This is a genomic window from Kocuria sp. CPCC 205263 (genome assembly GCF_040981075.1).
GTDB classification, from domain to species: domain Bacteria; phylum Actinomycetota; class Actinomycetes; order Actinomycetales; family Micrococcaceae; genus Kocuria; species Kocuria rosea.
This window is the reverse complement of sequence record NZ_JAVKPV010000017.1, coordinates 14,036-33,084: the sequence shown is the minus strand read 5'-3', so window position 1 is coordinate 33,084 and position 19,049 is coordinate 14,036. Positions and strand designations below refer to the sequence as shown.

The following is a 19,049-nucleotide window of genomic DNA, read 5'->3' as shown; positions in this document are numbered from 1 at the left end:
CCCCTCGGCGCGGACGGCCGCAGGTGGCGACCCGTCGGCGTCCCAGGCCTGCGAGGGGCGGCTCAGCCGGGGATCGACGCCGTGCCGACCGCGACCCGCTCGGCCGGGAACTGCGGCATGGCGATGTCGGCCATCCGGGCGAGCACCCGCACGACCTGGCAGGAGTAGCCGAACTCGTTGTCGTACCAGACGTAGAGCACCAGCGAGCTGCCGTTGACGATCGTCGCGAGACCGTCGACGACGCCCGCGCGGCGGGAGCCCACGAAGTCGGTGGACACGATCTCGGGGGAGTCGGTGTAGTCGATCTGCTTGCGCAGGGACGAGTTCAGCGAGATGTCCTTCAGATACTGGTTGACCGCGTCCTCGGACTCCGGGGCCTGCTCGAGCTGCAGATTGAGGATGGCCATGGACACGTCCGGGGTGGGGACGCGGATCGCGTTGCCCGTCAGCTTCCCGGCCATCTCCGGCAGGGCCTTGGCCACGGCCTTCGCGGCGCCGGTCTCGGTGATGACCATGTTGAGGGCGGCGGAGCGGCCCCGGCGGTCGCCCTTGTGCCAGTTGTCGATGAGGTTCTGGTCGTTGGTGTAGGAGTGGACCGTCTCCACGTGGCCCTGCGCGATGCCGTACTTGTCGTGAAGGACCTTCACGACCGGGGTGATCGCGTTGGTGGTGCAGGACGCGGCGGACAGGATGGTGTCCTCCGCGGTGATGACGTCGTCGTTGACCCCGCACACGATGTTCTTCAGGTCGCCCTTGCCCGGTGCGGTGAGCAGCACCTTGGCCACGCCCTTGGCCTGCAGGTGCTTCGAGAGTCCGGCCTCGTCGCGCCACACGCCCGTGTTGTCCACGACGATCGCGTTGTCGATCCCGTAGGCGGTGTAGTCGATCTCGGTGGGGTCGTTCGCGTAGATGAACTTGATGGCCACCCCGTTGGCCGTGATGACGTCGTTCTCCTCGTCGACGTGGATGGTCCCGTCGAACTTCCCGTGCACCGAGTCGCGGCGCAGGAGGGAGGCGCGCTTGACCAGGTCGTTGCCCGGCTTCTTGCGCACCACGACGGCGCGCAGGTTCAGGCCGGTGCCGTCGTTGCGGTTGATGAGGATGCGGGCGAGCAGGCGGCCGATGCGGCCGAACCCGTAGAGCACCACGTCCTGGGACTCCGGGGAGTTCTGGGCCTTGCGGTCCACCACGGGGGCGAGCTCCTCGCGCAGGAACGCCTCGAGGTCCTGGTCCGACTCCTGGGCGAGCCGGTTGAGCTTGCCGAGGTCCACCGCGCAGGTGCCGAGGTTCAGCCCGGACATGGCCTCGAGCAGACGGGTCGTGTCCTCGAGGGGCAGCTCCTCGCCGTCGATCCGGCGCGCGAAGCGGTGCGCCTTGATGATCTGGGTGACGGACTTGTGCACCAGGGAGCGGCCGTAGACCGTCGGCACGACCTTGTTCTCACGGTGCAGGCGTCCGACCAGGGGGACGATGCCCTCGGCGAGCGACTCGCGGTCGGCCCAGCTTTCAGGAGTGCTCAAGAATGACTCTCTTCCTCGGCCGGGGACGTCATCGTGTCCGGCCGTGACGTGCCGCGCCTCGTTGCGCGGTCGGGTGCGCGCCGCTGCGGTTCGCGCAGGACGCCGCCCTCCATTCTAGGGGCACCGGGGGCGGGAAGGGCTCCCGTTACGGGCCCGGCGGGCCGGTCCGGCGCCGGGGCCGGCGGGGGCGGCGGGTGCTACCGTGAGAGCATGCTGACGGTCATCGGTGAGGCGCTCGTGGACGTGGTCTCGAAGCGCGGCCAGGAGCCCCGCGCGCACGCCGGGGGAAGCCCCATGAACGTGGCCGTGGGCCTGGCCCGGCTCGGCCACGAGGTCCAGTTCCTCGGCCGCTACGGCGAGGACGAGTACGGCACGCAGGTCGAGGCGCACCTGCGGGACAACGGCGTGCTCCTGCCCTTCGACGCCGACACGCGGCCCACCTCCGTGGCGGAGGCCGTCATCGGGGAGGACGGCGCCGCGACCTACGACTTCCAGCTCGACTGGTCCCTGGACCTCTCGGACGAGCAGCTGGCCGAGCTGCTCCGGGACACCTCCCTGCTGCACGTCGGGTCGATCGGGGCGATGCTCGAGCCCGGCGCCTCGAAGGTCCTGCACGCCGTGGAGCAGGCCCACCGCTCGGCCCTGATCTCCTACGACCCCAACTGCCGGCCGTCCATCATCCCGGACTCCTCGGACGCCCGGGCCCGGGCCGAGCAGCTCGTGGCCCTCGCCGACGTCGTGAAGGCCTCGGACGAGGACCTCCTGTGGCTGTACCCCCACCGCAGCGTCGAGGAGAGCGCGGGCGCCTGGCTCAAGGCCGGCGCGGAGCTCGTCGTCGTCACCCGCGGGCCCCTGGGGCCCTGGGCCCGCACCCGCGCCACCGGGCCGCGCGGGGTGGAGGTGCCCGCCGCCCGCACCACGGTCGCGGACACCGTGGGGGCCGGGGACTCCTTCATGGCCGCGCTGCTCGGCTGGCTCACCGACCACGGCTACACGGGCGCGCCGGCCCGCGAGCGGATCGACAACCTGGACGAGCAGCAGGTCGGCGAGCTGCTGCGCTACGCCGCCGCGGCGGCCGGCGTCACGGTCTCCCGCGCCGGCGCGGACCTGCCCCGCAAGGACGAGCTGCCCGCGCCCTGACCCGTCCCGCCCCGATCCCACCCGGTCCCGTCCGGTCCCGTCCCGAAGGAGAGCCCGTGCCCGAGCGCGACCCGTACGCCGACCTGCCCGACCTGCCGAGCTTCACCCTCACCTCCGAGGACATCTCCGACGGCGGCACGCTCGCCCCGGCCCAGCTCTCGGGCATCATGGGCGCCGGCGGCCAGGACGTGTCCCCGCAGCTGAGCTGGTCCGGGGCCCCGGAGGGCACGAAGAGCTACGTGGTCACGGTCTTCGACCCGGACGCCCCCACCCCCAGCGGCTTCTGGCACTGGTGCCTGTCCAACGTCCCCGCCGACGTCACCTCCCTCGCGCGCGGCGCGGCGTCCGACCCTCCGGCCGGGGCGGTCAAGCACCGCAACGACGGCGGCACCGACGAGTACGTGGGCGCCGCCCCGCCCCCCGGCCACGGGCCGCACCGCTACATCGTGTGCGTGACCGCGGTGGGCGAGGAGCGGATCGAGGTCGACGAGAGCGCCAGCCCCGCCGTCGTCAACTTCCAGCTCTTCAGCTCCGGGATCGCCCGCACCTGCCTCACCGGGACGCACGAGGCCTACTAGGTGGCACAACACCCGTGAGCCCTGATCCGGAGGTCCCCGGGACGGCGCCGGTCCGGATGATCGCCAGCGACCTCGACGGCACCGTCCTGGGGCACGACTTCCGCTTCCGCCCGCGCACCGTCGAGGCGATCCGCGCCGCCCAGGACAGCGGCATCCACGTGGTGTTCGTAACGGGCCGGCCCATGCGCTGGCTCGACCCGCTGCGCGAGCAGCTCGGCCACGAGGGCGTGGTCATCTGCTCGAACGGGGCGGTGGTCTACGACCTCAGCGCCGACCTGGTCGTGGAGTCGAGCCTGTTCCCGGCCCGGGACGCCTTCGCGGTCATGGACGAGGTCGCGGCCCGGCACCCCGGCACGCTGTTCGCGGCGGAGACGCTCGAGGGCGTCTTCACGGACCACGGGTGGGCCCGGACGGACCGGATGGAGGTCGGCGCCCCCCTGGTCGGGGCGCTGCGGGACCGGGTGCCGGAGGACCAGGGGCTGGTGAAGTTCCTGGCCAAGCTGGACACCGCCGAGCCGCAAGAGTACTTCCGGGCGCTCGCCGAGCTCGTGGCCGGCAGGCTGTCCGTGACGCACTCCGTGGCGGCGGCCCCGCTCGTGGAGATGGGCCAGAAGGGGCTCACCAAGGCGCGCACCCTCGAGCAGTACGCGGCCGAGCGCGGCATCCGCCCGCACGAGGTGATGGCCTTCGGCGACATGCCCAACGACCTCGAGATGCTCACGTGGGCCGCCCACGGCTACGCCATGGCGAGCGGGCACCCCGCGGTCGCGCGCGCCGTGGGCCGCACGGCCCCGCCGTTCGAGGAGGACGGGGTGGCCCAGGTGATCGAGGCGCTGCTGCGCGGCGGCCGACCTGGCGCGTCATGGGCGGGACAATCAGCTACCACGGGGTAACAATAGGGGGGTGACCCCTCCAGCGCGCCGGCGCGACGCCCCCGCAGCCCTGGCCCACCGCGGTTTCTGCCGGGACGGTGCCGAGAACACCCTCGACGCCTTCCGGGCGGCCCGGGACCTCGGCTACGAGTGGATCGAGACGGACGTCAACACCACGGCCGACGGCGTGGTCCTGTCCTTCCACGACGAGACCCTCGACCGCGTCACCGGCGGCAGCGGGAAGGTCTCCGCCCTGACCTGGGCGCAGATCAGGGCCGAGCGCGTCGCCGGCGCCGGGGGCATCCCCCGCTTCGCCGACCTGCTGACGGAGCTCCCCGAGCTGAAGTTCAACGTGGACGTCAAGGACGAGGCGTCCGTGGCGGCCCTGCCGGCGCTGCTCCACGAGCTCGGCGCCGTGGACCGGGTGCGGGTGACCTCCTTCTCCGAGAGCCGCCGGCGCCGCACGCTGCGGCGGATCCGCGAGCTGGACGGCCGGACCGTGCCCACGTCCTCCGGCAAGGAGGGGATGCGCCTGCTGCTCGTGTGCTCGTGGCTGGGCGGGCCCACCTGGCGGCTCGCGCGGCGGGCGGCCGCCCGGTGGATCGAGCCGTTCGACACCGTGCAGATCCCCCGCCGCTACCGGGTGCGGGGCGGGGCCGAGGTGCGGCTCGTGACCCCCCGCTTCCTGGAGTTCGCCCACCGGCACGGCATCGACGTGCACGTGTGGACCGTCAACGAGACGGCCGAGATGGCGGAGCTGCTCGAGCTCGGGGTCGACGGGATCGTCACCGACCGGGCCGACCTGCTCGCCTCCCTCCTGGCGCAGCGTGGACAGTGGCCGCCCTCCGGCGTGTGAGCCGTGGCACGGCGGCGCGGCCCGTGGCAGGGTGGGAGCCATGACCGACACCGCCACGACCGGCACCGCGCAGCACGTCCTGACCGAGGTCCGCAACGGCACCGGGCACATCGTGCTCAACCGGCCCCGTCAGCTCAACGCCCTCACCGCACAGATGTACCGGGACCTCAAGGCCGCGCTCGACGCGTGGCGGGACGACGACGCCGTGCGCCACGTGCTCGTCACCTCCGCCTCCCCGCGGGCGTGGTGCGCCGGCGGCGACATCCGGGAGGTCCGCGACGCCGTGCTCGCCGGACGGACGGAGGAGGCCACGGGGGTGTTCGCCGTCGAGTACGCCCTCGACTGCCTGATCGCGGACTACCCCAAGCCCTACGTGGCGCTCATGAACGGGATCTGCATGGGCGGCGGCATGGGCATCTCCGTGCACGGCTCCCACCGCGTGGTGGGTCCCTCCACGGTCATGGCGATGCCCGAGACGAAGATCGGCTTCTTCACCGACATCGGCGCCTCCTGGTTCCTGCCGCGCGTCTCCCGGCCGGACCACCGCGGCGAACCGGGCCTGGCCGTGGGCCGCTGGCTCGCCCTCGGCGGGCAGCGGCTCGGCGGCGCGGACGCCGTCGCCCTCGGGCTGGCCGACGTCCTCGTGGCGGACGAGGACTTCGAGGCCCTCGCCGGGGCCGTGGTGGAGGAGGGCCCGGAGGACGCCCTCTCCCGCTTCGCGCGCGAGCCCGAGCCGTCCTCCGTGGTGGCGCGGTGGGAGGAGATCGAGGAGCGCTACGGCGCCCCGACCCTCGAGCAGATCGTCGCCGCCGCGCCGGAGGACCTCGCGGGGATGAGCCCCTCCTCGCTGGTGCGCACCTTCGAGCTGCTGGAGCGCGGGGCGGCCGACGACAGCGTGCGCTCCTGCCTCGAGCGGGAGCTGCGCCTCGCCGCGGACACGATCGCCCGCCCCGACTTCGCCGAGGGCGTGCGGGCGGTCCTCGTGGACAAGGACAACCGGCCGGCCTGGGAGCACGCCTCCGTCACGGACGTCGACGTCGCGGCCGTCCGGGCCGTGCTCGACGAGAAGCTGCCGCTGCCCCGCTGACCGGCCGGCACCCGCCCGGTGCGCTCAGCGGCGGGACGGGTGCTTCCCGTTGTCGCTGACCACCGGGCGGGGCGGGCCCCACCGGTCACCGGCCGGGGTGGGACGGTCCACGAACCGGCGGTAGCCGAGGTACAGCACCACGGCCAGCGCCACGGTGACCACGGCGAACGAGGCGACGGTGTCCTGCGAGACCAGGCTGCGGACCACGCTGTGCAGCAGCGTGAACAGACCGCCGAGCAGCACGCCGTGGGCAAGCACCGGCCGGCGCCGCTCCACCGCCAGGCTCGCCACCAGCAGCACGACGGACGCGACCAGGGCGATCACGCCGACGTCGCGGCTGTACCGCATCTGCTCGACCTCCCACGCCTCCCACTCGCGCTCGTAGGCCGCCCACTGCTGCTGCTCCTCCGGGGCGAGCTCGCGGGTCTCCCGCGCCATCGCGACCGCCGGGGGCGGCGCGGGCTCCTCCGGGCCGGGGTGGACCGTGGCGACGCCGAGACCCACGAACAGGGCCAGCAGCAGCCCCAGGAAGAACGTGTAGACCGTCCGCATGACCCTGCCGTCCGTGCGGTCCTCGGCGCTGTCCTGCGTGCGGTCCTCCATGCGGCGTGCTCCGTCTCCCCCGCCGGTGCGGGACGTCCGTCCGGGGCGCCCGGGTCCGAGGCCGGCCGGCCGCCGGGGCGTGCTCACATTGTGGGGCGGGCCTGCTCCGTTGTCCACGTCCGTCACCTGGACCGCGGGCCTTCCACCGCGTTCCCCGCCTGCCTACGCTGGAGTCCTCCGAGGCGGCCCAGGGGACCCGGGGACGCGAACGGAGCCGGGCGAGCACCGGAGGGCGGTGGGCCGCGCGCCCGCCGGAGAGGCGGTGGGGACCATGGTGGTCTTCGAGAACAGGGTCGAGGCCGGGCGGCAGCTGGGGAAGCGGCTGAGGTCCCTGCGCGGGCAGGACGTGGTGGTGCTGGGGCTGCCCCGCGGCGGTGTGCCCGTGGCCCACGAGGTGGCCCGCATCCTGGACGCACCGCTGGACGTGATCGTGGTGCGGAAACTGGGGGTCCCCTCGCAGCCCGAGCTGGCCATGGGCGCCATCGGGGAGGAGGGCGCCCGCGTGCTCGACGAGCGGACCCTCCAGTACTTCGGGGTGACGGACGCGCAGCTCGAGCAGATCGAGGCGCGGGAGCGGGCCGTGCTCGAGGCGCGGACGGCGCGCTTCCGCGAGGGCCGGGAGCGGGTCGATCTCACCGGGCGGACCGCCCTGGTCGTCGACGACGGCATCGCCACCGGCTCCACGGCCCGCGTGGCCTGCCGGATCGCCCGCCAGCTGGGCGCCGCGCGCGTGGTGCTGGCCGTCCCTGTGGCCCCGCAGGAGGCCCTGGGCCGGGTGGTCGAGGCGGACGAGGTGATCTGCCTCGCGACCCCGCCGTACTTCACGGCCGTCGGCTACCACTACCGGGACTTCTCCGCCACCGAGGACGACGAGGTGGTGGCCCTGCTGGACGCCGCCCGGCGCCGCCACCAGCCGGAGCTGCCCGCGCCGCTCCGGGCGGGGCCGGCCGCGCACGGCTATCCGGTCGACGCCGACGTGCGCATCCCGGCCGGGAGGGAGCAGCTCGAGGCGCACCTGCACCTGCCGGGGCCCGGCGCCGGGGTGGTGGTCTTCGCCCACGGCAGCGGCAGCAGCCGGCGCAGCCCGCGGAACCAGTACGTGGCCTCCGTCCTGCAGCAGGCGGGGCTCGGCACCCTGCTGCTCGACCTGCTCACCCCCGGGGAGGAGACGGACCGCGGCAACGTCTTCGACATCGGCCTGCTCGCCGAGCGGCTGCTCCTGGCCACGGCGTGGCTGCGCGAACAGCCCGGATCCGCGGCGTCCCCGGTCGGGTACTTCGGGGCGAGCACCGGCGCCGGCGCCGCCCTGTGGGCCGCGGCCGAGCCCGGCGCGTCCATCGCGGCCGTGGTCTCCCGCGGCGGCCGGCCGGACCTCGCGGACGAGCGGCTGCGCTCGGTGCAGGCACCCACCCTGCTGATCGTCGGCAGCGAGGACTCCGAGGTGCTCGGCCTCAACCGGTGGGCGCAGGAGTCGATGCGCTGCCCCACCCGGCTGGCCGTGGTGGAGGGCGCCACGCACCTCTTCGAGGAGCCCGGCACGCTCGCCGAGGCCGCCGCACTGGCCCGGGACTGGTTCCTGCGCCACCTCTCCCCGGCCGGGGAGCACGGCGACGGGAGGTCCCGGTGAGCCCGCTCGGGCGCGGGCCCTCCCGGGAGGCCGGGGTCCTCGCGGAGATCCGCTCCCTCGCCCGGCCGCTGGAAACGGCGCAGGACCTCGACCCGCTCGTGGAGCGCTGCGCCGGCGCCCGGTTCGTGTGCGTGGGGGAGGCGTCCCACGGCACGCACGAGTACTACCGGTGGCGGGCCCTGCTCAGCCGCCGGCTCATCGAGGAGCACGGCTTCACCTGGATCGGGGTCGAGGGGGACTGGCCGGACTGCTGGCGGCTCAACCGGTGGGTGCGCGGCGAGGCGGACCAGGACCTCGACGCCCACGGCGTCCTCGCGGGCTTCGAGCGCTGGCCCACGTGGATGTGGGCGAACGAGGAGGTCGCCGAGTTCCTCGACTGGCTCCGGGAGGAGAACGCCCGCCGGGCCCGCCACGAGCAGGTGGGCTTCTACGGCCTGGACGTCTACTCGCTGTGGGACTCGCTGCGGGAGATCATCGGCTGGCTCGGGACGAGCGCCCCCGAGGCGCTGCCCGCCGCGCTGCAGGCGTGGCAGTGCTTCGTCCCCTTCCACGAGGACCCGCACCGCTACGCGTGGCGGACGCGGATCGTGCCCGAGAGCTGCGAGGCCGACGTCGTCGCCCTCCTCACCGAGGTGCGCCGGCGCACCATGGACCGGACGGCCGGGGACCCCGCCGCGTTCGACGCCGCCCTCAACGCCATGGTGGCGGTCGACGCCGAGCGCTACTACCGGACCATGGTGCGGGGCGACCGGCAGTCCTGGAACGTGCGGGACGAGCACATGGCGGACACCGCGGACCTGCTCTCCCGCCATCACGGGCCCGGTGCCAAGGGCCTGGTGTGGGAGCACAACTCCCACGTGGGGGACGCCCGGGCCACCGACATGTTCGACGCCGGGCTGGTCAACGTGGGCCAGCTGCTGCGTGAGCGCCACCCCGCGCACGAGGTGGTCCTGGTCGGCCTCGCCTCCTGGACCGGCACGGTCGTCGCGGCGGAGGCGTGGGGCGCGACCGAGGAGGTGCTCACCGTCCCGCAGGCGCGTGCCGGCAGCCACGAGGACCTCCTGCACCGGGCGCTGGAGGAGGACGCGGTGCTCGTCTTCGGCCGCGACCGCTCCGGGCCCTGGCTCTCCGGGAGGTTCGGCCACCGGGCCGTCGGGGTGGTGTACCACCCGTGGCGCGAGGCCGGCAACTACGTCCCCACCCGCATGGGGGAGCGCTACGACGCGCTGCTGTGGTTCGGGACGACCGCCGCCCTGCGGCCCCTGCACCACGAGGCCCCGCCCGAGGAGCCCGAGCTGGAGACCGAGCCGACGGGCTTCTGAGGCGTCCCGGCGGAGCGGCTCAGACGCCCGTCGGCTCCCGGTGCGCCTCCTCGGGCGCGCCCGCCGGGGGACGGTCCTGGAAGAAGCGCCGGTGGCCGAGGACCAGCACCACGGCCAGACCCACGCTCACGGCGACGAACGTCATGGTGGTCTCGCTGGAGGCGAAGCTGCGGCCGATGGCGTAGATCAGGGTGAACAGCCCGCCCAGCATCAGCCCGTTGGTCAGCACCCTGTTGCGCTTCTCCAGCACGAGGCTGAGACCGAGCAGCACCACGGAGGCGCCCAGGGCCACGACCGCCACGTCGCGGCTGTAGCTCTGCTGCTCCTCCTGCCACTGCCGCCACTGCCGGTCGTTCTCCTCCATCTCCGCGCGCTGCTCCTCGGTCGGAGCGCCGCCCTCGGGCACGAACTCCATCCCCGCGGTCGGCTCCGGCATCTCCGGCCCCGGGTAGAACGTCTGGATCCCCAGGCCCACGAACAGGGCCAGCAGGGCCCCCAGGAAGAACGTGTAGACGATCTTCATCACGTTGTCGTCCACCGCGGACACCCCGATCTCTCCCGGTCCACGGGGTAGGCGCCGGACGGCGACAGGACCCGTGGGGATGCCCCGATCATCGCCCTGTCGCACCTGCGAATACAGTGTCCTCGGGGCCGGCAGAGCGGGTCCCCGTCATCATGCGTCCCGGACCCCGCGGCCCTTACGCGCCCGATCGGCGGTGTCTACGCTTGAAGGGTCTGAGGCGGACCGCACCGGTCCCACCGGACGGCCGGGACGACCTCCCGGACGGCCGCGGCACCGGTGCCACGGGAAGGAGTCAGGTCATGGCCGGATTGATGCGCAGGGAGGGGCTGGAGATGCTCGAGCCCCTCCGACGCCTCCTGGAGGGGGACGTCGAGGCCTCCTGGCCCCGTGTGGAGGAGTACCGGGACGGCGACACCGTGGTGATCCGGGCGGAGCTGCCCGGCATCGACCCCGAGCAGGACGTGGAGCTCACCGTGGCCGACGACGTGCTCCACCTGCGGGCCGAGCGCAGGGAGCGGACCGAGCACAAGGACAAGGGCGGCTACCGCTCGGAGTTCCGCTACGGCTCGTTCTCCCGCGCCCTGCCGCTGCCCGCCGGGTGCCGGGACGAGGACATCAGCGCCGCGTACCGCGACGGCGTGCTGGAGGTCCGCGTCCCCGTCGCCGGGCACGTCGAGCCGCCCGCGACCCGGAAGATCCAGGTCACCCGCGGCTGAGGACGCTGCGCGCCGCCCGCGCGACGGCAGGCGGGCCGGGACGGTGCCGCCCGCCGGCCGTCATGCGGGCCCCGGGACCGGGGATGCGTTGTGACGGACCTCACCGAGTCCTATCGTGGAGACAGGCGGACCGGCCGGCCCGCCGGGAACAAGGGGGAACACCATGGGCGAGCCGTCGTCCGGAGGCCCGATCGTCGTGGGAGTCGACGGGTCCGGGTCGTCCAAGGCCGCGCTCCGGGAGGGAGTGCGGCTCGCCGAGGCCCTGGGCGCACCGCTCGAGGCCGTCATGTGCTGGGAGGACCCGCTGCTCTACGAGAGCTACCGCGTGGTGGACCCCGAGGAGTTCCGCCGCGGCAGCGAGCAGCTGTTCGAGAGCACCCTCGACGAGGTGTTCGGGGAGCAGCGCCCGGCGAACCTGACCACTCGGCTCCTGCGCGGCCAGCCCGCCGCCCGGCTCATCGAGGAGAGCGAGGCGGCCCGTATGCTCGTGGTGGGCCGGCGGGGAACGGGCGGGGTGCTGGGGATGATCCTCGGCTCCGTCTCCTCGGCCCTCGTCTCCCACGCCAAGTGCCCCGTCCTCGTGGTGCGGCACTGAGCGGCCCGCCAGGTTCCTGGCGGCCGGAGCGCGCCCCGGGCACGGACCGCGGGCGCCGGAACGAAGGAGCTCGGCCATGGACGCACCCTCGAAGCAACGGATCCTCGTCGGCATCGACGGATCGGACTCCTCGAAGGAGGCCCTCCGGGCGGGGGACAGGATCGCCCGGGCCCTGGGCGTCCCGCTGGCCGCCCTCATGTTCTGGGAGGGGCCGCCCGTCTACGAGGGCTGGGGGACCGTCGACCCGGACCAGCCGCCGGCCGGCAGCGTGGAGCTGCTCCGCTCGACGGTCGCCGACGTCTTCGGCGCGGCCCCCCCGGAGCACGTGCGCGCCGAGCTGCTCCACGGACGGGCCGCGGCCCGCCTGGTCGAGGAGAGCGAGAACGCCCTGATGCTGGTGCTCGGGCGCCGCGGCCACGGAGGCCTGCGGGGCTCGGCCCTGGGCTCCGTCTCCAACGCGTGCATCGACCACGCCCACTGCCCGGTGCTGGTCGTCCGGCACTGACCGGCCGGCGCCGGGCACCCGGCGCGGGCCACACGGCACCGACAGGCCGGCTCCCGGCAGCCGGCCCGGACAAGGAGGTTCGGTCATGAACGCACCGACGGACCAGCGGATCCTCGTGGGGATCGACGGCTCGGAGTCCTCGATGGAGGCCCTGCGGCTCGCCGCGAGGCTCGCGGCGGCTCTCGACGTCCCGCTCGAGGCGATCGCGTGCGCGGGGGACCCCACCGTGCTGGACGCCGAGCTCCTCGTCGACCATGAGGCGCTGCGCGCCAACCACGAGCGGATCCTCGCGCGCACGGTCGCGGCCGTCTTCGGGGAGGACGTCCCCGGCCGGCTGACCACCACGGTGACGCACGGCCGTCCGGCAGGCCGGCTCATCGCGGAGAGCGAGACCGCGCAGCTGCTCGTGCTCGGCCGGCGCGGCCGCGGCGGGCTGCTCGGCTCATCCCTGGGCTCGGTCTCCCACGCGTGCGTCTCCTACGCCCACTGCCCGGTGCTCGTGGTCCGGCACTGAGCCGGCCCGTCACCGTTCGCCGCGGGGCCCGCGCAGGGCGCGCAGGGCGTTGAGGATGGCCAGGAGGTCCACGACCTCCTGGCTGAGGGCGCCGAGGATCGTGGGGATCGCCCCGGTGGCGGCCACGAGCATGAGCACCACGGACAGGGCGATGCCCAGCCAGATGCTCTGCAGGGCCACCTGCATGGTGCGCCGGCCGATCCGCACCGCCGTCGCGGTCCTGGCGAGGTCCTCGGTGAGGATCACGACGTCGGCGGACTCGCTGGCGGCGGTCGCGTCCCGGGCGCCCATCGCGGCGCCGACGTCGGCGGCGGCGAGCACGGGGGCGTCGTTGACGCCGTCGCCGACCATGAGCACCGGACGGTGCGGGGCGCTGCGGACGGTGCGGACCTTGTCCTCGGGCAGGCACTCGGGCAACACCCGGGTGATGCCCAGCGCCGCGGCGACGTGCTCCACGGTGGCGCGGGCGTCACCGCTGAGCACGAGGATCTCCCGGACCCCGAGCGCGGTCAGCTCGGCCATCGTGGCCGCCGCGTCCTCGCGCACCTGGTCGCTCATCACCAGGGTGCCGGCGAAGCGGCCGTCCACGGCCACGTGGGCGCGCTTGCCGACCACCACCCGGCGTTCCTCCACGGTGGCGGTGACCCCGTGGGTGGCCTCCTCGTGGGCCTCCTCGGCCGGGGCCGGCACGAGCCCCCGGGCGAGCGCGGCGTCCCGCACCGAGGCGGAGAGCACGTGAGAGGAGTACTGCTCGGCGGACGCCGTCAGGCGCAGCAGCTCCTCCTCCGGGAACGGGGGGCGGGCGTGGACGGCCAGCAGCTCGGGGCGGCCGTCGGTGATCGTCCCGGTCTTGTCGAAGGCCACGGTGCGCACCGCGGCGAGCCGCTCGAGGGTCCCGGCGTTGATGATGATGACGCCGTTGCGCGCCGCCCGGCTCATCCCGCCCAGGAACGCCACGGGGGCGGCAATCAGCAGCGGGCAGGGGGTGGCCACCACGAGCACCTCGGCGAAGACCACCGGGTCCCCGTGGTACCACCACGCCAGCCCGGCCACGAGGAGGGCGAACGCGGTGAAGGGCACGGCGTAGCGGTCGGCCAGGCGCACCACCGGCGCGCGGGACTCGGCGGCCTCCCGGACCATCGCCACGATCTGGGAGTACTGGCTGTCCGCCGCGGTGGCAGTGGCCCGCAGCACCACGGCCTGCTGCTCGTTGAGGACGCCCTAGAGCACCGGCTCCCCGGCGCGGCGGGTCTCGGGCAGGCTCTCCCCGGTGATGGAGGACTCGTCGAAGTCGGCCTCCGCGCCGACCAGGCGCCCGTCCACGGGGACGACCTCGGCGGGGCGGACCAGCAGCTCGTCCCCGGGGCGGACCTCCTCGACCGGGACGTCCTCGACGGACCCGTCCGGGTGCCGCCGGTGGGCCAGCACCGGGGCCCGCTCGAGCAGCGCGTTGAGCTCCTTGCGGGCCCGGTTCGCCGCGTAGTCCTCGAGGGCCTGGCCCCCGGTGAGCATGAGGACCACCACGAGGGACGCCAGGTACTCGCCGACCGCCACGGTCGAGCTGATCGCCGTGACGGCCAGCAGGTCCACGCCCCAGTGCCCGGCGACGACGTCCGCGACCATGCCCCACGCCACCCGGGCGGCCACGACCAGGGCCCACCCGGAGCCCAGCCACTGCGCCGGCCCCGGCTGCCCGGCGACCAGCAGTCCCACGACCACGGCGCCCACGGCCACGAGCGGATAGCGCCGCGGGAACTCGAGCAGCCGCCCCGCGCGGCCGGGCTCGACGTCCAGGTCGGGGCGCGCGCCCGCCGAGAGGCTCATGCGTCCATTGTGCTCCCGGGCTCGGGCCCGGGCCCGCGAGGCGCCGCTCGGTCTCGGCGATCCGCCGCGCGGTGCGCAGGAAGCTGTCCGGGTTCAGGGAGATCGAGTCGATCCCCTCCCGCACCAGGAACTCGGCGAAGTCGGGGTGGTTGCTGGGCCCCTGGCCGCAGATGCCGATGGGGATGCCCGGGGCGTGGGCCTTGCGGATCACCTCGCTGATCATCCGCGTCCCGGTCCACCCCCAGGACGAGCTGCGTGAGGTCGTTGGAGCCGATGGAGAAGCTGTCGAACCGCGTGGCGAACTGCTCGGCCAGGACCACGTTGGAGGGGATCTCGCACATCATGTACACCTTCAGGCCGTGCCGCCCGCGCTCGAGGCCGTGCTCGGCCATCGTGGTCAGGACCCGGTCCGCCTCGCCCACGGTGCGGCAGAAGGGGATCATGACCACCACGTGGTCGAAGCCGATGCGTTCGCGCACCCGCCGCAGCGCCCGGCACTCGAGGGCGAAGCCCTCCCGGTACCGGGGGTCGTAGTAGCGGGAGGTCCCCGGAAGCCGAGCATCGGGTTCTCCTCGGGCTCCTCGAAGGCCGCCCCGCCCACAAGGTGGGCGTACTCGTTGGACTTGAAGTCGCTGAGCCGCACGATCACCGGCCGGGGGTGGTACGGCACGGCGAGCTTGGCGAGGCCCAGCGCCAGCGTCTGCCCGAAGTACTCCTGGTCGTCCGGGAAGCCCGCCGTCAGCTCCGCGATCCGCCGGCGGTCCGCCTCGTCTCGGACCCGCTCCGGGTGCACGAGGGCCATGGGGTGGACCTCGACGATGTTGTTGACGACGAACTCCATCCGGGCCAGACCCACCCCGTCGGCCGACAGCCGCCACCAGCGGAAGGCCGCGGCGGGGCTCGTCACGTTGACCATGATCGCGGTGCGCGACTCCGGCAGCTCCCCGAGGTCGACCTCCTCGACGTCGAACGGGAGGGTGCCCTCGTAGACCGTGCCCCGGTCGCCCGCCGCGCAGGAGACCGTCAGCTCCTGGCCCTCCGGGATCGTCCGCGAGGCGTCCCCGGTCCCGACGACGGCGGGCAGGCCCAGCTCCCGGCTGACGATCGCCGCGTGGCTGGTGGTCCCGCCGTGGTCGGTGACGATCGCGGCGGCGCGCTTCATCACCGGGACCCAGTCCGGGTCCGTCGTCTCGGTGACGAGCACCGACCCGTCCCGGAAGGACTCGATGTCCGCCGCGGTGCGCACCACGCAGGCCGGGCCGGTGGCCACGGCGTCCCCGACCGCGGCGCCCACCGCGAGCACGCGCCCCTCGCCCCGGAGGTGGTGGATCGTGAAGCGGGTCCCGCTGCGACCGGCCTGGACGGTCTCCGGCCGGGCCTGCAGCAGGAACAGCTCGCCCGTCAGCCCGTCCTTCGTCCACTCCAGGTCCATGGGGCGGCCGTAGTGGTCCTCGACGAGCACGGCCCAGCGGCCGAGCCGCAGGACGTCGTCGTCGCCGAGCACCCACGCCTGCCGCTCCGCGGGGGACGTCTGCACGAGCCGGGTGGCGGCGGCCCCGGCAGGGGTGTCGTCGTCGTGGACGAGCTTGTGCAGCTTGGCACCCCGGGTCCGCTCCACGATCGGGGCCTCCGCCACGTCGAAGAGGGGCTTGAACACGAGGTACTTGTCCGGGTCCACGGTGCCCTGCACGACCGTCTCGCCCAGGCCCCACGTCGCGCTGATCACGGCCACGCGCGGGAAGCCGCTCTCGGTGTCGATCGAGAACATCACCCCGGAGCGGCCGAGGTCCGCCCGGACCATCTCCTGCACGCCGACGGACAGGGCGACCGCGAGGTGGTCGGACCCCTAGAGCTCCCGGTAGGTGATGGCCCGGTCCGTGAACAGGGACGCGTAGCACCGCCGGCACGCCTCCAGCAGCTCGTCCTCGCCGACCACGTTGAGGAACGTCTCCTGCTGGTCGGCGAAGCTCGCGTCCGGGAGGTCCTCCGCGGTCGCGCTGCTGCGCACGGCCACGGACAGTCCGGCGCGGCCCGTGCGCGCGGAGAGCTCCCGGTAGAACTGCCGGATCTGCCGTGCCGTCCCCGCGGGGAACTCGCCGCGCAGGAACAGCTCGCGCACGGCGGCACCGGTCTCCCGCAGCGTCGCACGGCCCGCGCGGTGGTCCGCGAGCCGGTCCCGGAGGGCGGGCCCGATCCCATTGGCCTCCACGGAGGACCGGTACGCGTCCGCGGTGGTCGCGAAGCCCCCCGGCACGCGCACCCCCCGGGAGGCCAGCTCCCGGACCATCTGCTCGAGGGAGGCGTTCTTGCCGCCCACCCGGGGGACGTCTGCGATCCCGAGCTCCTCGAACCAGTGGACCTCGGGGGCGGCCACGTCAGCTCCTACGGTTCAGCAGGTCCGCGCAGGCCTCGTCGCACCGCTCGCACGCCTCGGCCACGAGGGCGCAGTGCTCGTAGACCTCGGCGTGCCGACGGCAGGCGTCCCGGCACGCCCGGGCCGCCGCCCCGCACGCCTCGAGCAGCGGCACCAGCACGGCCCGGCCGTCCCCGGGCTCCGGGAAGCCGAGGCGGGCCAGCACCTGGGCGGTGGCCGAGCCGATCACCGCGCAGTCCTGCTCGGCGCGCAGGCAGTCGCGGAGGTCCGCGACGGCGTCCTCCTCCACGCAGGCTTCGGCGCCGATCCGGCAGATCTGAGCGACCTCGAGGCACGCCTCGATGCACCGGACCTCCGCCGCCCGCTCCTCGCGCGCGAGGAGCGGGCGGTGGGGTGCGCCATCAGGGCGCGGCTGATCGTGCTCACGGGTGTCCTCCCTCTGGTGGGACGGTACGGGCCGGTTCAGCCCGCGAGGCGGGACCGCGGGGCGGCTCCGCTCCGTGCCCCCCGGCGCGCGGGCTCGGGGGCCCCGGGGCGGCGGCGGGCGTTGGCCCACCCGGCGAGCCGGGTCACGGTGCCGTGGCCGGGGAGCTCGGCAGGGAGGACGAAGTCGACGGCGGGCGTGCCGCGCACCGCGTCCTCGTGCTCCGCGGCCCAGCGCAGCAGGTCCACGGCGACCGGTTCGACGTGGTGGGCGGTGGTGAGGTCCACGACCACGGCGATGTCCGGCGCCAGGGTGCGGGCGCGGCGGACGAGGGGGCACAGGGCCCGGTGATTGAGCTCGGTGACGCACCCGCTGACGACGAGCCGGATGTGCCGGCCGTCGAGGTCGACCTGGACGAGAACGGACGGTTTGTGGTGCATGGTCTCTCCCCTGCAGCTCGTGGTGCGCGGCCGGCTGCTCGGCCCTCCCGCATTCCACGCTAGGGGAAAGGAGACCTGGGTCACCACGAAAGGTGGCCCCTCACCGGCACATTTCGTCTACCGACGAGTAGAGGGGTGTCCGGCGCAGCTCAGCCCAAGGGGGAGGGCAGCCGCGTGGTGTCGGGGGCGAGCGGGTCGCTGCCCACCGTCCCCCGCACGCGGGCCAGGAACGCCATGAGGTGGTAGACCACGAGCGTGGCCGCCGTGCCGAGGGCGATGCCCGCGAACTGCAGCCCGGAGGCCTCCCACGTGTAGTCGGCGATCCCGATGATCATGGCCACCGCGGCGGTGGTGAGGTTGACCGGGTTCGAGAAGTCCACGCGGTTCTGCACCCAGATCCGCACGCCGAGCATGCCGATCATCCCGTACAGCACCGTGGCGGCCCCGCCCAGGACCCCTGCGGGGACCGTGGCCACCGCGGCGCCGAAGACCGGGAAGACGCTCAGCAGGATCGCCACCACGGCGGCGACCCAGTAGGCCGCCGTCGAGTAGACGCGCGTGGCCGCCATGACGCCGATGTTCTCGGCGTAGGTCGTGGTGCCCGAGCCGCCGCCAGAGCCGGCGATCATGGTGGCGAGCCCGTCGGACATGATCGCCCGCCCCATGTACGGGTCGAGGTCGTCGCCGGTCATGAGCGCCACGGACTTCACGTGCCCGATGTTCTCGGCGACCAGCACGAGGATGACGGGGACGAACAGGCCCATCAGGGGCAGGTGGAACTCGGGGGTCTGGAACGGGGGCAGCCCGAAGAGGCCCTGCTGCTGCCAGGCGGTGTCGATCCGGCTGAAGTCCACCTCGTCGCGCAGCACCGCGGTGACGTATCCGATGGCCACGCCCAGCAGGATCGACAGTCGCCCGGGCAGGCCGCGGAAGAGCACCGAGACGAGGATGATGGAGGACAGCGTCACCAGTGCGGTGACGGGGGCCTCCATGAAGTTGTCCTTCGCGGACGGCGCCAGATTGAACCCGATGAGCGCCACGATGGTGCCCGTGACCAGCGGCGGCATCAGCTTCTGGAGCCAGGCGGTGCCCGCGAACTGCACCACCAGGCCGATGAGGAACAGCGCCGCGCCGGCCATGAGGACGCCGCCCAGCGCGCCGCCGGGACCGTACTGGTTCATCGAGGCGGTGATCGGGGCGATGAAGGCGAAGGACGAGCCGAGGTAGGAGGGGACCCGGCCGGCGGTGACCACCAGGAACAGGATCGTGCCCACGCCGGAGAAGAACAGTGTGGTGGAGGGCGGGAAGCCCGTGATCAGCGGCACCAGGAACGTGGCGCCGAACATGGCGACCACGTGCTGCGCGCCGATGGTGACCGTCCGGGGCCAGGTGAGCCGCTCCCGCGGTCTGACGACCTCCCCGGCGGTGACGGTGCGGCCGTCGCCGTGGAGGCGCCAGCCCAGGCCGAGGCGGGTGGCGATGGTGCGTCCGGGCACGGGGGAACTCATGCGGGTCTCCTCGACGGCGGG

At 74.0% G+C, this 19,049-nt stretch carries 17 protein-coding genes and 2 pseudogenes; 11 read left to right on the top strand and 8 right to left on the bottom strand.

Annotated features, from left to right (window positions below):
- Positions 1–62 precede the first annotated feature (62 nt).
- Positions 63–1,520 carry a glyceraldehyde-3-phosphate dehydrogenase gene (locus tag RF647_RS17785; protein WP_368812874.1) on the bottom strand — a complete coding sequence of 486 codons (1,458 nt, stop codon included), beginning with the start codon at positions 1,518–1,520 and terminating at the stop codon, positions 63–65.
- 210 nt (positions 1,521–1,730) lie between these two features.
- Between RF647_RS17785 and RF647_RS17780 the strand changes: the two genes are divergently transcribed.
- The 5 genes from RF647_RS17780 to RF647_RS17760 are packed head-to-tail and all read left to right on the top strand — an operon-like array spanning position 1,731 to position 6,053.
- Positions 1,731–2,660, top strand: coding sequence for a carbohydrate kinase (locus RF647_RS17780; RefSeq protein ID WP_368812873.1), 930 nt, complete (start codon positions 1,731–1,733; stop codon positions 2,658–2,660).
- Positions 2,661–2,716: 56 nt separating this feature from the next.
- A complete protein-coding gene (locus RF647_RS17775; RefSeq protein WP_368812872.1) occupies positions 2,717–3,238 on the top strand; it encodes a YbhB/YbcL family Raf kinase inhibitor-like protein in 522 nt (173 codons plus the stop codon).
- Positions 3,239–3,252: 14 nt separating this feature from the next.
- Positions 3,253–4,131 carry an HAD family hydrolase gene (locus RF647_RS17770; protein WP_368812871.1) on the top strand — a complete coding sequence of 293 codons (879 nt, stop codon included), beginning with the start codon at positions 3,253–3,255 and terminating at the stop codon, positions 4,129–4,131.
- 10 nt (positions 4,132–4,141) lie between these two features.
- Positions 4,142–4,966, top strand: a complete 825-nt coding sequence (locus RF647_RS17765; RefSeq protein WP_368812870.1) for a glycerophosphodiester phosphodiesterase family protein — start codon at positions 4,142–4,144, stop codon at positions 4,964–4,966.
- Between the two features lie 40 nt (positions 4,967–5,006).
- Positions 5,007–6,053: an enoyl-CoA hydratase/isomerase family protein gene (locus tag RF647_RS17760; RefSeq protein ID WP_035925933.1), complete on the top strand. Its 1,047-nt coding sequence runs from the start codon at positions 5,007–5,009 to the stop codon at positions 6,051–6,053.
- Between the two features lie 24 nt (positions 6,054–6,077).
- On the opposite strand, the gene RF647_RS17755 is transcribed toward RF647_RS17760, so the two are convergent.
- On the bottom strand, positions 6,078–6,656 hold the full coding sequence (locus RF647_RS17755; RefSeq protein WP_368812869.1) for a hypothetical protein: 579 nt from the start codon (positions 6,654–6,656) through the stop codon (positions 6,078–6,080).
- Positions 6,657–6,927: 271 nt separating this feature from the next.
- On the opposite strand from RF647_RS17755, the gene RF647_RS17750 reads away from it, so the two are divergent.
- Positions 6,928–8,283, top strand: a complete 1,356-nt coding sequence (locus RF647_RS17750; protein ID WP_368812868.1) for a phosphoribosyltransferase family protein — start codon at positions 6,928–6,930, stop codon at positions 8,281–8,283.
- Entirely contained in the window at positions 8,280–9,605 is a 1,326-nt protein-coding gene (locus RF647_RS17745) for an erythromycin esterase family protein (RefSeq protein WP_368812867.1), read from the top strand. Before RF647_RS17750 ends, RF647_RS17745 begins: the two co-directional genes overlap by 4 nt.
- Positions 9,606–9,624: 19 nt before the next feature.
- Here the strand turns inward: RF647_RS17745 and RF647_RS17740 are convergent, their stop codons facing one another.
- Positions 9,625–10,143 (bottom strand): hypothetical protein, encoded by a 519-nt coding sequence (locus RF647_RS17740; RefSeq protein WP_368812866.1) that lies wholly within the window; start codon positions 10,141–10,143, stop codon positions 9,625–9,627.
- 284 nt (positions 10,144–10,427) lie between these two features.
- On the opposite strand from RF647_RS17740, the gene RF647_RS17735 reads away from it, so the two are divergent.
- From RF647_RS17735 to RF647_RS17720, 4 genes are all read left to right on the top strand, one after another.
- Positions 10,428–10,844: an Hsp20/alpha crystallin family protein gene (locus RF647_RS17735; protein WP_031282283.1), complete on the top strand. Its 417-nt coding sequence runs from the start codon at positions 10,428–10,430 to the stop codon at positions 10,842–10,844.
- A 163-nt stretch (positions 10,845–11,007) separates the two neighbouring features.
- Complete coding sequence (locus tag RF647_RS17730; RefSeq protein ID WP_368812865.1) at positions 11,008–11,439, top strand: universal stress protein; 432 nt, start codon at positions 11,008–11,010, stop codon at positions 11,437–11,439.
- A gap of 76 nt (positions 11,440–11,515) precedes the next feature.
- Positions 11,516–11,944 carry a universal stress protein gene (locus RF647_RS17725; protein WP_368812864.1) on the top strand — a complete coding sequence of 143 codons (429 nt, stop codon included), beginning with the start codon at positions 11,516–11,518 and terminating at the stop codon, positions 11,942–11,944.
- 85 nt (positions 11,945–12,029) lie between these two features.
- Complete coding sequence (locus RF647_RS17720) at positions 12,030–12,458, top strand: universal stress protein (protein WP_368812863.1); 429 nt, start codon at positions 12,030–12,032, stop codon at positions 12,456–12,458.
- Positions 12,459–12,467: 9 nt separating this feature from the next.
- Here RF647_RS17720 and cadA read toward each other — a convergent pair.
- The 5 genes and pseudogenes from cadA to RF647_RS17695 form a co-directional block, all read right to left on the bottom strand.
- Positions 12,468–14,282: pseudogene (cadA, locus tag RF647_RS17715) on the bottom strand (cadmium family heavy metal-translocating P-type ATPase).
- Positions 14,283–14,325: 43 nt separating this feature from the next.
- Positions 14,326–16,656, bottom strand: a pseudogene (gene ppsA, locus RF647_RS17710) (phosphoenolpyruvate synthase); the annotation flags it as partial.
- A gap of 1 nt (position 16,657) precedes the next feature.
- Positions 16,658–16,945, bottom strand: coding sequence for a hypothetical protein (locus tag RF647_RS17705; RefSeq protein ID WP_368812862.1), 288 nt, complete (start codon positions 16,943–16,945; stop codon positions 16,658–16,660).
- A gap of 173 nt (positions 16,946–17,118) precedes the next feature.
- Positions 17,119–17,520, bottom strand: coding sequence for a hypothetical protein (locus RF647_RS17700; protein ID WP_017832076.1), 402 nt, complete (start codon positions 17,518–17,520; stop codon positions 17,119–17,121).
- Positions 17,521–17,669: 149 nt separating this feature from the next.
- Positions 17,670–19,028, bottom strand: coding sequence for a uracil-xanthine permease family protein (locus tag RF647_RS17695; RefSeq protein WP_368812861.1), 1,359 nt, complete (start codon positions 19,026–19,028; stop codon positions 17,670–17,672).
- Between the last annotated feature and the right edge of the window lie 21 nt (positions 19,029–19,049).

Bases quoted from the DNA above. Each gene is read 5' to 3' on its own strand.
- RF647_RS17780 (WP_368812873.1), top strand. From the start codon at position 1,731: ATGCTGACGGTCATCGGTGAGGCGCTCGTGGACGTGGTCTCGAAGCGC.
- RF647_RS17760 (WP_035925933.1), top strand. From the start codon at position 5,007: ATGACCGACACCGCCACGACCGGCACCGCGCAGCACGTCCTGACCGAG.
- RF647_RS17755 (WP_368812869.1), bottom strand. From the start codon at position 6,656: ATGGAGGACCGCACGCAGGACAGCGCCGAGGACCGCACGGACGGCAGG.
- RF647_RS17750 (WP_368812868.1), top strand. From the start codon at position 6,928: ATGGTGGTCTTCGAGAACAGGGTCGAGGCCGGGCGGCAGCTGGGGAAG.
- RF647_RS17735 (WP_031282283.1), top strand. From the start codon at position 10,428: ATGGCCGGATTGATGCGCAGGGAGGGGCTGGAGATGCTCGAGCCCCTC.
- RF647_RS17730 (WP_368812865.1), top strand. From the start codon at position 11,008: ATGGGCGAGCCGTCGTCCGGAGGCCCGATCGTCGTGGGAGTCGACGGG.
- RF647_RS17725 (WP_368812864.1), top strand. From the start codon at position 11,516: ATGGACGCACCCTCGAAGCAACGGATCCTCGTCGGCATCGACGGATCG.
- RF647_RS17720 (WP_368812863.1), top strand. From the start codon at position 12,030: ATGAACGCACCGACGGACCAGCGGATCCTCGTGGGGATCGACGGCTCG.
- RF647_RS17700 (WP_017832076.1), bottom strand. From the start codon at position 17,520: ATGCACCACAAACCGTCCGTTCTCGTCCAGGTCGACCTCGACGGCCGG.
- RF647_RS17695 (WP_368812861.1), bottom strand. From the start codon at position 19,028: ATGAGTTCCCCCGTGCCCGGACGCACCATCGCCACCCGCCTCGGCCTG.